The sequence below is a fragment of the Bradyrhizobium jicamae genome, from assembly GCF_018130695.1.
Lineage (GTDB): Bacteria > Pseudomonadota > Alphaproteobacteria > Rhizobiales > Xanthobacteraceae > Bradyrhizobium > Bradyrhizobium jicamae_B.
In genome coordinates this window covers 1-12,335 of record NZ_JAFCJX010000021.1, presented here as the reverse complement: position 1 = coordinate 12,335, position 12,335 = coordinate 1, and the positions used below count along the sequence as shown (strand labels likewise).

The 12,335-nt window shown below is 65.0% G+C and carries 14 protein-coding genes; 5 read left to right on the top strand and 9 right to left on the bottom strand.

The genetic code is table 11. From position 1 onward, the window contains the following. Positions 1 to 215: 215 nt before the first annotated feature. The 4 genes from JQ604_RS27445 to JQ604_RS27430 form a co-directional block, all read right to left on the bottom strand. A complete protein-coding gene (locus JQ604_RS27445; protein ID WP_212363800.1) occupies positions 216 to 629 on the bottom strand; it encodes a hypothetical protein in 414 nt (137 codons plus the stop codon). 206 nt (positions 630 to 835) lie between these two features. Next, a complete protein-coding gene (locus JQ604_RS27440; protein WP_212363799.1) occupies positions 836 to 1,786 on the bottom strand; it encodes a hypothetical protein in 951 nt (316 codons plus the stop codon). Positions 1,787 to 1,910: 124 nt separating this feature from the next. Then, positions 1,911 to 2,537 (bottom strand): LysE family translocator, encoded by a 627-nt coding sequence (locus tag JQ604_RS27435; RefSeq protein WP_212363798.1) that lies wholly within the window; start codon positions 2,535 to 2,537, stop codon positions 1,911 to 1,913. 7 nt (positions 2,538 to 2,544) lie between these two features. Continuing rightward, positions 2,545 to 3,171, bottom strand: a complete 627-nt coding sequence (locus tag JQ604_RS27430) for an FMN-binding negative transcriptional regulator (RefSeq protein WP_212363797.1) — start codon at positions 3,169 to 3,171, stop codon at positions 2,545 to 2,547. 100 nt (positions 3,172 to 3,271) lie between these two features. Between JQ604_RS27430 and JQ604_RS27425 the strand changes: the two genes are divergently transcribed. Next, the gene (locus JQ604_RS27425; RefSeq protein ID WP_212363796.1) at positions 3,272 to 4,834 is read left to right on the top strand and encodes a PLP-dependent aminotransferase family protein; all 1,563 of its coding nucleotides are present in this window, start codon (positions 3,272 to 3,274) and stop codon (positions 4,832 to 4,834) included. On the opposite strand, the gene JQ604_RS27420 is transcribed toward JQ604_RS27425, so the two are convergent. Then, complete coding sequence (locus JQ604_RS27420; RefSeq protein ID WP_212363795.1) at positions 4,767 to 5,462, bottom strand: hypothetical protein; 696 nt, start codon at positions 5,460 to 5,462, stop codon at positions 4,767 to 4,769. The two genes, JQ604_RS27425 and JQ604_RS27420, sit on opposite strands and share 68 nt — an antisense overlap. Positions 5,463 to 5,538: 76 nt before the next feature. On the opposite strand from JQ604_RS27420, the gene JQ604_RS27415 reads away from it, so the two are divergent. Continuing rightward, complete coding sequence (locus JQ604_RS27415; RefSeq protein WP_212363794.1) at positions 5,539 to 6,033, top strand: winged helix-turn-helix transcriptional regulator; 495 nt, start codon at positions 5,539 to 5,541, stop codon at positions 6,031 to 6,033. A 2-nt stretch (positions 6,034 to 6,035) separates the two neighbouring features. Here JQ604_RS27415 and JQ604_RS27410 read toward each other — a convergent pair whose 3' ends face one another. Further along, a complete protein-coding gene (locus JQ604_RS27410; protein ID WP_212363793.1) occupies positions 6,036 to 6,548 on the bottom strand; it encodes a DUF1465 family protein in 513 nt (170 codons plus the stop codon). A 254-nt stretch (positions 6,549 to 6,802) separates the two neighbouring features. Here JQ604_RS27410 and JQ604_RS27405 point away from each other — a divergent pair, with 254 nt between their 5' ends. Next, the gene (locus JQ604_RS27405; protein ID WP_212363792.1) at positions 6,803 to 7,198 is read left to right on the top strand and encodes a hypothetical protein; all 396 of its coding nucleotides are present in this window, start codon (positions 6,803 to 6,805) and stop codon (positions 7,196 to 7,198) included. 18 nt (positions 7,199 to 7,216) lie between these two features. Here the strand turns inward: JQ604_RS27405 and JQ604_RS27400 are convergent, their stop codons facing one another. From JQ604_RS27400 to JQ604_RS27390, 3 genes are all read right to left on the bottom strand, one after another. Continuing rightward, positions 7,217 to 7,558, bottom strand: coding sequence for an addiction module antidote protein (locus tag JQ604_RS27400; RefSeq protein WP_212363791.1), 342 nt, complete (start codon positions 7,556 to 7,558; stop codon positions 7,217 to 7,219). A gap of 4 nt (positions 7,559 to 7,562) precedes the next feature. After that, entirely contained in the window at positions 7,563 to 7,856 is a 294-nt protein-coding gene (locus tag JQ604_RS27395) for a type II toxin-antitoxin system RelE/ParE family toxin (protein WP_212363790.1), read from the bottom strand. A 66-nt stretch (positions 7,857 to 7,922) separates the two neighbouring features. Beyond that, entirely contained in the window at positions 7,923 to 8,114 is a 192-nt protein-coding gene (locus JQ604_RS27390) for a DUF1192 domain-containing protein (protein WP_212363789.1), read from the bottom strand. Between the two features lie 107 nt (positions 8,115 to 8,221). On the opposite strand from JQ604_RS27390, the gene JQ604_RS27385 reads away from it, so the two are divergent. Both JQ604_RS27385 and JQ604_RS27380 read left to right on the top strand, forming a co-directional pair. Further along, on the top strand, positions 8,222 to 9,220 hold the full coding sequence (locus JQ604_RS27385) for an NAD(P)H-quinone oxidoreductase (RefSeq protein WP_212363788.1): 999 nt from the start codon (positions 8,222 to 8,224) through the stop codon (positions 9,218 to 9,220). A 119-nt stretch (positions 9,221 to 9,339) separates the two neighbouring features. Then, complete coding sequence (locus tag JQ604_RS27380) at positions 9,340 to 12,216, top strand: EAL domain-containing protein (RefSeq protein ID WP_212363787.1); 2,877 nt, start codon at positions 9,340 to 9,342, stop codon at positions 12,214 to 12,216. The last annotated feature ends 119 nt before the right edge of the window (positions 12,217 to 12,335 follow it).

Sequence of the window (12,335 nt, the reverse complement as noted above, 5' to 3'; positions counted from 1 at the left end):
CGAGACAACGCGCCTCACGAGCCCTCATCCGGGCTTTCCGAATCTCCCGATGAACGAAGCGCCGATGTCATCGCTCCTGTTCGTGGGTGGGAGCTGCGCGGTTGCATCGTTGCGATCGCGCATCTCGGACCTTTCAGAGTCGAAGCCGGAAGACATCGACCAGAAATATTCCGGGGCTCAGCGTCTCACGCAGAGCCCTGCATCGCGGCTTCGCATCACCAGTGACGGTGCCAGCGATGATGATGGAAGTACGGCCGCGGGAACGGTCCGCCGTAATAGGCATAGGCTGGACGCACGACGCGCCGATAGCGGTAGCCGTAATAGGCCGGGGCGTAACCCGTGCTGTAATAGCTCGTGGTGTAGCCACCCCAGGGATACGGATCATAGCCGCCGTAATAAGCCGGCGCGTAGCCGCCATAATAGCCGGGATAGCCGCCGTAGTAGCCGTAGCCCGGGCCATAACCGTAAGCGGATGTCGCGAGGCCGCCGATCACGGCACCTGCGATCAATCCACCTGCCAGCCCTGGCCCGAAACCGCCGCGCCAGCGGGCTTCCGCCGGCGTCGGCGCCGCCACCGCGCTGATGCCAAGCGCGCCGACGGTTGCCAGAACAAGTGCGGTTTTTCTCATGCGTCCCTCCATCGTTGGTGTTTCGATGTCGGGCCAACATTAACGGCGGGCAAAAGTTGCAAGCGCGTTCCCGCGCGCAACAAGAGTCACGAAGATAAACGGGCGTTCATCTCGTTCATCTCGGTGAACTCGTGCGCGCCCTGCGCGCAAGCTGAGGCGATTTGGCGCAGCTGCGAACAGGAACAGCCGTGCAGCCGTGCCGCGAGTCAATAAAGCTGCACGGGGAGCAGGACGCCAGCCTTGCCGACGACAAGTCCCCAGGTCTCGCCGGCAGCAACCTCGAACGCACCGTTCTGCGTCACGCCGCTCGCGAGTTTGAGGGCAACCTTGTACTTGCCCGGCGGCAGATCGATCTCGTGGGCACCAGGCGCCTGGCGTCCGGTTTCAGGGTTGTCCGTCAACTTGTCTCCGGTGCGAGCCGCCAGCTCGATGGTCTGCTCGTTGATCGTGACGACGGTCTCCTCATCGGTCGAATTGCCGAGCCGGAGCCTCACCTGCCCCGGCTTTGGCAGGATGGCGTCGTCAGCTTCGGCGGGCTTGTGCAGCGACAGGTCCACGATCGTCCTGTCGGCCTGATGGATCAGGCGGAGCAGCGCCGGTCCATCCTTGGTCGTGAATGCAATCGCGGCTCGGTCCGGCGCAACGACCGCATTGTCGTTCTCGGTCCAGCCGCGCTTGCCCAGTTCGGCGCGATAGAAGCCGAGCGTCGACGCGAGAGCCAGCGGCGTTTCGACGTGAAGCGACGTGATGAAGCGGGAATCCCTCGCCGTCCTGAGGAGCCACGGCCTGGGCAGCGGGAGACCCGTGCTGCTGTCATCCATTCCGCCGTCTGCAGCCGCCGCGGCCGCGGGGACGGCGCAGAGCAGGCGCCTGGCGACGGCATTCTGCGGACAATCGACAACAGCCCACGACGTGGTGTCGGTATAGGTCGGCTGGAACCTGTAAGGCGTGCTCGACGGGAAGACCGGGGTGCCCTGCCTGATGGTCTGCGAGAACCGACGGTAGCTGCAGTCGACCAGGGTCGAGTAACCGGACCCACACTGGTGAGTGGGATCCACGACCCGCGCGAACGCCGCATTCAGCATGACGAACGCCGTGACGACAGTCGCCACAGTGGCCAGGCCGCCGATCAGCACAGCTTTTGTTCGACGTTTCATGGCAGAACTCCGATCTCCGTGAGAGCCCTGCGCCAGGTCACATGCTCATCGTGAGCTTAGTGGCATTGATCCGGGAAAACGTTCATCGGCGTTACCGGCTTGTTTCCCCATTTGCGACCGCGAATTAGCGGTCCTGGATCGCCAGCCGCGCGCCGAGGCCGACCAGGATGCTGCCGCCGATCCGCTGCAGCAGCCGCTGCGCACGGTCGGAGCGCTGCAGCCGGGTCATCACGGCGCCGGCGAACACCACACAAACGATATCGACCAGTGAGAAGCTCAAATTGACGATGGTGCCGAGCACGAACAGCTGCAGCCAGACCGGAGCTGCGAGCGTGGCGTCGACGAATTGCGGCAGGAAGGCGAGGAAGAAGATCGCGGTTTTGGGATTGAGCACCTCCACCGTGATGCTCTGCACGAAGGCGCGCTTTGCGGTCACGGGTGGAAGCTTTGGCTTCTCGGCAGTGCCGGCGTTGCGAAACAGCGACAGGCCGAGCCAGACCAGATAGGCCGCGCCCGCGAGCTTCATCGCCATGAACAATGGCGGCACCGCGTGAAACAGGAACGCGAGGCCGGCGGCCGCCGCGATCACATGCACATAACCGCCGAGATGCAGTCCGAGCGAGGCCATCAGGCCGGCGCGCGTGCCGCCCGCCAGCGTGCGCGCGGCAGCGTAGAGCATGGCCGGCCCCGGCATCAGTGCAAACGTCGCGGTGGTGATCGCGAAGGCGAGATACAACTCCATGGTCGGCAAATCCCCGTCAGGTCGTCGGGATCATCGCGGCGACCTCGCGATCACCGGCGCGATCGCTCGTGGACAGCCCGGCGATGACGCCGGCGCGATCCTCGAGCTTGCGGTTCTGGCTCATCTTGCGCTTGGCGTCGAGCCGTGTGATCGGCATGCGCAGGCCGACGATGCCGCGCAGCTGCGCCCGGATGAAATCCTCGGGCGCGTCGCTGACCTGCCAGGCCTCCGCGCGCTCGCGCTCATGCAGATGGGTCAGCCGCGTCACGATGTCGAGCAGCCGGTCCGCATCCTCGAAGAATTCCACAGGGCCATAGGCGTGCACGGCGACGTAATTCCAGGTCGGCACGACCTTGCCGTGCTCGGCCTTGGTCACATACCAGGACGGCGTCACGTAAGCATCGGGGCCGGCGAAGATCGCCATCGCCTCGCCGATGGCCGGCGTCTTCCATTGCGGGTTGGGCCGCGCGACGTGGCCGTAGAGCGTGCCGTGCTCGCCTTCGCTCTCATTGAGGATCAGCGGCAGCGGCGTCCCGATCAGGCCGTCGGCGGTCGCGGTCACCAGCGTCGCCAGCCGCGACGCACGGATCGCGGCGTGGATCTCGCCTGTTTCGGTGACCGCAAAATGTGCTGGCAGATACATCGCAGACCTCGTGGCAAACTCTTTCGCGTGATTGGCTCGCATATTAGCTGCGGAATGGTCTATCATCAGGTCCACTTTCGAGAATTTTGACTGGTCCATTATGCCGCGACAGCGCGCCGCAACAGACATCCCTTCGCTGGGTGCGATCGACCGCGCAGCAGGTAAGGTCAGCCGCCAGATCGCGCATGCCCTGCGCACCGCGATCGCCAAGGGCGAGCTCAAGCCCGGCGAATTGCTGCCGTCGACGCGGACGCTGTCGGCCTCGCTACGCGTCGCCCGCGGCACCGTGACGGAGGCCTTCGAGCAATTGCAGGCCGAGGGCTATCTGGACTCGCAGGTCGGCGCCGGCACCCGCGTGGCGCCGATGCTCGCCGAGCAGCCGCCGCCCGCGCGATCGCCGCGCAGCCGGAAAGCGGAGACTGCGCCGATCGAGCTGCCGCCGCGTGCAGAGAGGCTGGCGGAGGTGGTGCGCGCCTTCACACCGATGCCGGAGGTGCCGTTCGCGATCGCCGTGCCTGCCGGCGCGGTGGCGCCCGACGACCATTGGCGGCGGCTCGGCAACCGCGTGCGGGCCTCACGCGTGGCGGCGCCTTCGAGCTATGGCGATCCGCGCGGGCTGATGGCGCTGCGGCAGACGATCGCCGACTATGTGCGCAAGTCGCGCGCGGTGCTGTGCGAGCCCGAGCAGGTGGTGATCACCGCCGGCACGCAGCAGGGACTCTATCTCGCCGGCCGCGTGCTGCTGTCGCGCGGCGATCGGGTGTGGGCCGAAGACCCTGCCTATCCCGGTATGACGGCGGTGCTGGACGATCTCGACCTCGTCACGACGCGCGTCCCGGTCGATGCGCAAGGCATCGACGTCGATGCGGGAATCGCCGCTTGTGCGGATGCGCGCGCCGCCTTCGTGACGCCGTCGCATCAATATCCCCTGGGCATGCCGGTCAGCATGATCAGACGAAAGGCGTTGCTGGCTTGGGCCGCGCGCCAGGGCGCCTGGATCGTCGAGGACGATTACGACAGCGAGCTGCGCTATTCCGGCCATCCCTTCCCGTCGATGCAGGGCCTCGACCCGCAGCGCGTGGTCTATCTGGGGACGCTGAGCAAGGTGCTGTTTCCCTCGCTGCGGCTCGGCTATGTCGTCGCGCCCTCAGCCTTAATCGATGCGTTCGCCGGCGCACGCGCCTTGCTCGACCGTCACTCACCGACGGCGGATCAGCATGTGCTCGCAGCCTATATGCAGGAAGGTTTGTTCGAAGCCCATATCAGGCGTATCCGCGGCGTCTACGCCGCGCGGCGTGCGACGCTGATCGCAGCGCTTGCGCATCACATGCCCGACGGTGTCGCGCTGCAGCCGAGCGACCAGGGCATGCATCTGCTGCTGTGGCTGCCCGATGGCGCCGACGACGTGCGGCTGGCGCAGGCGGCGCTCGATGCCGGCATCGTCGTGCGGGCGATCTCGCCGATGTACCATCGGGCCGCACGCGCCGGGCTGATGCTCGGCTTCGGCGGATTTGCGCCGGACGACCTTGAGGCGGCAGCGGCACGGCTGCGGCACGTCATGGACAAGGATGGCTTGCGGCGACCTGCGGGCGTCCCTAAGCCGAGCTCCGCGCGATCTGCACGCCGAGAGCTGCGAACAGGGCCGATCCAAGCGCGACGCTGATGCCGACACCCTGCCCGAACGGCAATCCGACAAAGCAGGCCGCCGATGCGAGGATCGCTGCAAGTCCGATCAGCACACCACCTGCCGCCAGAGACTTGCCGACCATCGGCATCGGCGCACGCAACTCATCCAACAGGGCCAACGTCGCACCACCGCCGAACGCGGCCGTGCCGAGCAGGAACAGCACGTCGAACAGCAGCTTGAAACCCGCGAAGGCCGCATCCTTCATGCCGGCGAGCGGACCGAGCACCCACGCTGCCGTCGCATCGACAAGGATGAAGATCGCCACGCTGAGGAAGATGCCGATCCAGCCTGCGGCGGCGACCGCCCGCTCGCGCCTGAATAACTCGAGCGCGATGACGAGCACCCCGGTCGCCATCACGACATCGGAGAATATCCCGACCAGACCGGCGGCGGCGAGCTTTCGCGCGCCGGCGATTGCGCCCGCCAGCGCTAGATCCGACTGAAAGCCCGGCAGTGCTGCGGCCGGCGGCGACAGCGCATAGAGCGCGCTGGTCGCGACGACCCCGAGCGACCCCAACGCGAGCGCGATGCCGCCGACTGTCAGCGCCGACGGATCCGCGGCCGCGTGCGTCCTGATGCCGACGGCTGGCCTGGCCGTGGTCATGTCCGACCTCCCCTTGCAAGAAGCGTCATATGGTTGCAGAGTGCAACCATAGAACAGAAGGTTTCACTCTGCAACCATGCCCGGCAAGACCGACCTCTCGGAACTGAACTGCTCGCTGGCCCGGACACTCGCGATCGTGGGCGACTGGTGGACGCTGCTGATCGTGCGCGACGCCTGCATCGGCGTGCGGCGGTTCGGCGATTTCCAGGACAGCCTCGGGATCGCCAAAAACATCTTGGCGACGCGTCTGCAGCAACTTTGCGCAGCCGGCATCATGGCGCGCAGCGGCCCCGAGCGACGTCCGCTCTATCAATTGACCGAGAAGGGACGCGCTTTGCTGCCCGCGATGGTGGCGTTGATGCAGTGGGGCGACCGCTTTGCCTCCGCCAACAAGCCACCTGTGATCGTCACCGATACAAGCGGGCGGCCGATCGCGCCGGTGACGCTGCGCAACAATCGCGGCGACGTCGCTAGCGAGGATGTGCGGTTTGCCGCGGGGCCCGGCGCAAACGCACGCACGCGCGCGTTTTTGGACGCGCTACGTACGGCTGAAATGAAACGGGATGTTTGAGCTTACTGCTCGAACGCCGCCTTGAGGCGGTTGAGCTGCGGCACCAGCGGGTTGCCGATCGTGGTGCGATCCGGCGGCGCGGCATGGATCGTGGTGTCGAGACGGCGGACGCGGGTCTGCAGATCCATCGAGCGGGCGATCAAATCCTGCAGCTGCTGCGGCAATTTCTCGATCATGTCGGCCGGGCCGGGATCGGCGGCCGAGAGCTTGACCTTGGTCTTCTCGCGGTTGGCCTGGGTCAGCGTCATCTCGCCTTCCTTGACCGCGCGGTGCAGCAACAGCCAGGAGGCGAGCTGCATCAGACGGGTGGTCAGGCGCATGCTTTCGGTGGCGTAGGTCAGGCTGACGGAACGCTCCAGCGCCTTGGCCTCGGTGCGGCCGTCGCCGTCGAGATAGGCCGCGGTCTGCTCGACCAGGTCCATGCCCTCGCGGAACAGAGCCCCGAAGGCCGCAGAATTGGTCAGCCGTTCGCTGAACAGCACAAGCCCGGATTCGCTGAGCGAACGATCCGACATGGTTAACGCCCTCACACCACTATTACGCCGCCGGCGTCTTACGCGCCGGGTTATGATGAACAAATCATTGCGCTTGCGTGGCGAAGAGTCCAGCCGCAACCCGAAATATGGTTTCCAGCCGGGGTGACGCACAAAAAAGAGCCGCCGTTTCCGGCGGCTTTTGAAGTTGATAACAGGGAGGCGTCAAACAGAGTGGACAGGAGCCACTCGGTGTCCAAACGAGGACAATTCAATTCATAAGCGAGAAAGCTTAATTGATCGTAAATGATGCGATTTCTTTAAACTTCATTTGCCATGTCGGTCATTGGCCGAGTTTGGGACAGGTGCGTGACCGGGATCACGGCGCGGGATTTGAAATGAGACGGACCTTCTTCGCCGGCCTGATCGCGGTCATGGCAACCATCTTGATCGCCGGCGAGGCTTCCGCCGTCACATCGATGAGCTGCGCGACCAACAGGCACACGGCGAACATCTGCAAGCAGCGCGACTGCGATCGGAATCTTGCCGACAATCTGGCGGCGTGCCGCGAGCTGCCGTTGAACAAGGCATGTGAAGAAATGGCGCAGTCGCAAAAGCGCCGGTGCGATCAATTCTGCGACGAGCAATATCCGAAAGAGGTCGATGGCGAGGCCGACTGCGCGGATAAATAACGGCAGGCCACGCGTTGTCTAGGCGGCTTTGCGAGGCCGGGGTTTCGTCGATCTGCGCGATTTGCCGGTTTTTCCGGTTAGCGGACGGGCGGTCAGACCCAGGCCAAGTGCGCGCAACACGCCCAGCATCGTCGAGAACTCGGGATTTCCCGCCTCGCCCAATGCCTTGTAGAGCCCTTCGCGAGTGAGGCCCGCCGATTTGGCGATCTCGCCCATGCCTCGCGCACGTGCGACCGTATTCACGGCATCGCGGATGAAAGCCGCATCGCCGGTTTCCAGCGCCGCTGTGATGAATTCGGCCTGCGCCTCCGGCGTGTCCAAATACTCTGCCGCATCGAACGGAGTTGTCTTCAGTGCCATCTCGTTACTCCAGTTCCGTCAATAGCGCCCGCGCTCGCTTGATATCCGCGTCCTGCTTTCGCTTGTCGCCACCGCAAAGCAAAATGACCAGCGCAGCTCCGCGTTGCGCCGCATAAAGACGATACCCCGGGCCGTAATCGACTCTGAATTCAGACAGACCGCCGCCCAACGACTTCACGTCACCCAGCGTGCCGCGTTCAATCAGCGCGATGCGGCTTGCGATACGCGCAGCCGCCCGGCGGTCGCGCAACCTCGCAAGCCAAGTCCGGAACATGTCCGTCTGGATAACTTCGATCACCAGCCAACTGTAAACTATAGTTCACAGTTGGCAAGTGTCGCGCCTTGCATGGCCGAGCTACGAAGCCTAGGACTTGAAGATACTGTTCGCGGCGTCCTTTGAGGCGCGCTTCCTGGTCATCACCTCCTTGAGGCGATCGGCTTCCGCGTTCAAGAGCGCAATGCGCTCGGCCAATTCCTCGACCGACAAGAGGTAGAGATCCTGGCCGATCTCGTGGGTGATCTTCTTCCGCGGCCGGTCGTCATCCTCAACTGGCATGGCTGTCCTCACCTCACCTCGAAGCGGTTGCCAGCCTGCGCGGGGCTGGCTAATCAGGGCCGCTTTCGGATCCATATCCAGATCCCTCTCTTGGCCAAGGACAAATCATGGAAAAGCTGCCCGCGCAAATGACCGTTGTCGCCATCAGCAAGCCGGGCGGCCCGGAGGTGCTGATTCCGGAGACCCGCGCGCTGCCGGTTCCGAAGCCCGGTGAGCTGCTGGTCAAGGTCGAGGCGGCCGGCGTCAACCGTCCTGACGTGGCGCAGCGCTCAGGCGCCTATCCGCCGCCGCCCGGCGCGAGCGACCTGCCCGGCCTCGAAATCGCGGGCACCGTGGTCGCGGTCGGCGAAGGCGCTGCGCGGCACAAGGTCGGCGACAAGGTGATGTCGCTTGTCGCCGGTGGCGGCTACGCCCAGTACTGCATCGCGCAGGATGGCCAGGCCATGACCGTGCCGCCAAGCCTTTCCATGCATGAAGCCGGCGCCCTGCCGGAAACGCTGATGACGGTCTGGCACAATGTGTTCGAGCGCGGCGCACTCAAGCCCGGCGAGACGCTGCTGATCCATGGCGGCTCGAGCGGCATCGGCACGATGGCGATCCAGCTGGCGAAGGCGTTCGGTTCCAAGGTGATCGTCACCGTCGGCTCGCAGGACAAGATCGACGCCTGCCTCAAGCTCGGTGCCGATCGCGCCATCAACTACAGGACCGAGGACTTCGTCGCCTTGGTCAAGGCGGAGACCAACAATGCCGGCGCGAACCTGATCCTCGACATGGTCGCCGGCGACTATGTCGACCGCAACTATGACGCCGCCGCGGTCGACGGCCGGATCGTGCAGATCGCGACCCTCAACGGCCCCAAGGTCAGCGTCAACATCGCCAAGGTGATGGTGAAGCGGCTGACCCATACCGGCTCCACGCTGCGTCCCCGTAGTAATGCGGACAAGGCCGCCATGGTCGCCGCAATCGAGGCCAAGGTGATGCCGCTGCTGCGTGAAGGCCGCGTCAAACCGCTGATGGACAGCACATTCCCGCTGGAAAAGGCCGCCGACGCGCACCGGCGGATGGAGACGTCAGCACATATTGGCAAAATTGTGTTGGCGGTTTAACGATGACTTGCCATGCAGGGCCGGAAACCCTTTGATTTCCTTCGCTTTCATGGCATCTATCGCGATCAATTCGGGGCGGTCACGGCCCCGGGCAGGTCGTTGATCGCGGAGTACTCATCTTGCGTCTGATCAGGTGCCTTGCGCTGCTCGCGCTGGGCCTCATGATTTTTGCCGCGGCGCCCAACGCGTACGCGATCGACGCCGTCAGCGTCCGCAGCGACGCGCCTGCGATCGACCTCACCGCCGTCCTCGATCATCAGCGTAGCGAAACCGATCGCATCCAGGTCTCCACCGCGCCCGGCACCGACGGCATCGTGCGCCGCATCGAGGTCCGCGCCCGCGAAGGCGGCCAGTACTGGGTGGTGTTCGCGCTCGCCAACAACACCGACGACCAGCTCGACCGCCTGATCGTCGCGCCGCATTATCGCATCGTGTCATCAGGCCTGCTGTGGCCCGACCTCGGCCTGTCCCGTATCGCGACGATCACGCCGTCGGTCGGCGACCGGCCGGAGCGGCAGGAGAGCCCGACCGCCGACGTGTTCCGCATCACGCTCGATCCCGGCGCTGTCGTCACCTATGTCGCGGAACTGCGCACCGACAAGCTGCCGCAGCTCTATCTGTGGGAGCCCGACGCCTACAAGGACAAGGTCAACTCGTTCACGCTCTACCAGGGCATCGTGATCGGCATCTCCGGCCTGCTGGCGCTGGTGCTCACGATTTTGTTTGTGGTGAAGGGCTCGATCATGTTCCCCGCCGCCGCGGCGCTGGCCTGGGCGGTGCTGGTCTATATCGGCGTCGACTTCGGCTTCTGGGGCAAGGTGCTCGACATGTCGAACAACGCCGAGCGCGTCTGGCGCGCGGCGGGCGAAGCGATCCTGGCGGCGACGCTTCTCGTGTTCCTGTTCGCCTATCTCAATCTCAGCCGCTGGCATGTGCGCTACTCCCACATCACGATCGGCTGGCTCGCCTTCCTCGGCTCGCTCGTTGCGCTCGCCTTGTTCGATCCGGCCGTGGCCTCCGGCATCGCGCGCATGTCGCTGGTGATGATCGCGTTCGCCGGCTTTGCGCTGATCGTCTATCTCTCGACCCACGGCTTCGACCGCGCGGTGCTGCTGATCCCGACCTGGTTCCTGCTGGTGGTCTGGGTGGTCGCGGCCGGCATGACGGTTGCGGGCTCGGTCACCAACGACATCGTCGGCCCTGCCTTGCTTGGCGGCCTCGTGCTGATTGTGATGCTGATCGGATTCACGGTCATGCAGCACGCCTTCGCCGGCGGCGGCGCCACCACCGGCGTGGTCTCCGACGTCGAGCGCCGCGCGCTGGCGCTGACCGGCTCGGGCGACCTGATCTGGGACTGGGACGTCTCCGCCGACAAGGTTTTCACCAGCCCCGAGACCGAGGCGCTGCTCGGCTTGAAGCGCGGCACGCTGGAAGGCCCTGCCGCCAAATGGCTCGAAGTGCTGCACCCGCTCGACCAGGACCGCTTCCGCGCCGCGCTCGACAGCGTGCTCGACCAGCGCCGCGGCCGCCTGGTGCAGGATTTCCGCCTGCGCACCCCGGACGGCCATTTCATGTGGTTTGCGCTGAAGGCGCGCCCGGTGGTCGGCTCCGACGGCGAGGTCTCCCGCGTGGTCGGCACGCTGACCGACGTGACCGAGAGCAAGAACGCCGAAGAGCGGATGCTGCACGACTCCGTGCATGACAATCTGACCGGCTTGCCGAACCGCAAGCTGTTCATGGACCGGCTCGGCGCGGTCGCGAATTTCGCCAAGACGATGCCGACCTTGCGGCCGACGCTGATGGTGATCGATCTCGACCGCTTCAAGCAGGTCAATGATTCCGTCGGCATCGCGGTCGGTGATTCCATTTTGCTGACGCTGGCGCGGCGGCTGACTCGCATCCTGAAGCCACAGGACACGCTGGCGCGGCTTGCCGGCGATCAGTTCGGCCTGATCCTGCTCTCCGAGCAGGACCCGGCGCGGATCACCAATTTTGCCGAAACCATCCGCAAGACTATCCGCGCGCCGATTGCCTTCAACGACCGCGAAATCTTCCTGACCGCATCGATCGGTCTCGCGCTCTCTGATCCGCAGACCCAGCTGTCCGACGAAATCATCAAGGACGCCGAGCTGGCGATGTATCACTCCAAGCGGATCGGCGGCGACCGTATCGACGTCTACAAGCCGGCGATGCGCGCGCGAAAGACCGACCGCCTCACGCTCGAGAGCGAGCTGCGCCGCGCCATCGAACGGCAGGAGATCACCATCCTGTACCAGCCGATCGTGCGGCTGGAGGATCGCTCGATCGCAGGCTTCGAGGCGCTGGCGCGCTGGGATCATCCAAAGCTCGGACGGATGTCGCCGTCGGAGTTCATCAGCATCGCCGAGGAGATCGGGTTGATCGTCGATCTCGGCATGTTCGTGATGGACCAGACCGCGCGGCAGCTCGCGGTGTGGCAGCGCGCGATGCGCTCGCGCGAGCCGATTTTTGCCAGCGTCAACGTCTCGTCGCGCCAGCTGCTGCGGCACGACCTGATCCATGACATCCGCACGGTGCTGTCCCGCTCGTCGGTGGCGCGCGGCACGCTCAAGCTGGAACTGACCGAGTCACTGGTGATGGAGAACCCGGAGCACGCGGCGCAGATGCTGACGCGGATCCGCGAGCTCGGCACCGGTCTCTCGCTTGACGATTTCGGCACCGGCCATTCCTCGCTGTCCTACCTGCAGCGCTTCCCGTTCGACACCATCAAGATCGACCAGTCGTTCGTCCGCACCACCAGCCGCGGCACGCGTCCGGTGATCCTCAAATCGATCATCGCGCTCGCCCACGACCTCGGCATGGACGTGGTCGCGGAAGGCGCAGAGACGGATTCGGATGCGGTCGAGCTCTACCAGCTCGGCTGCGAATATGCGCAGGGCTTTGCGTTCGGCGAGCCGATGGACGCCGATGCCGCGATGCGGCTGCTGACTGAGGAACGGCTGGAAGCCGCGAGCTGATCTAGCGAGCGACTCTCTCCGCTTCACCTCGCCCCGCTTGCGGCTGTCCAATTCACACATCTTGCGGAGGAATTTGATCGCTGATTCCGTGAGTTGAGTGATGATTCGCGGGAGAGAGC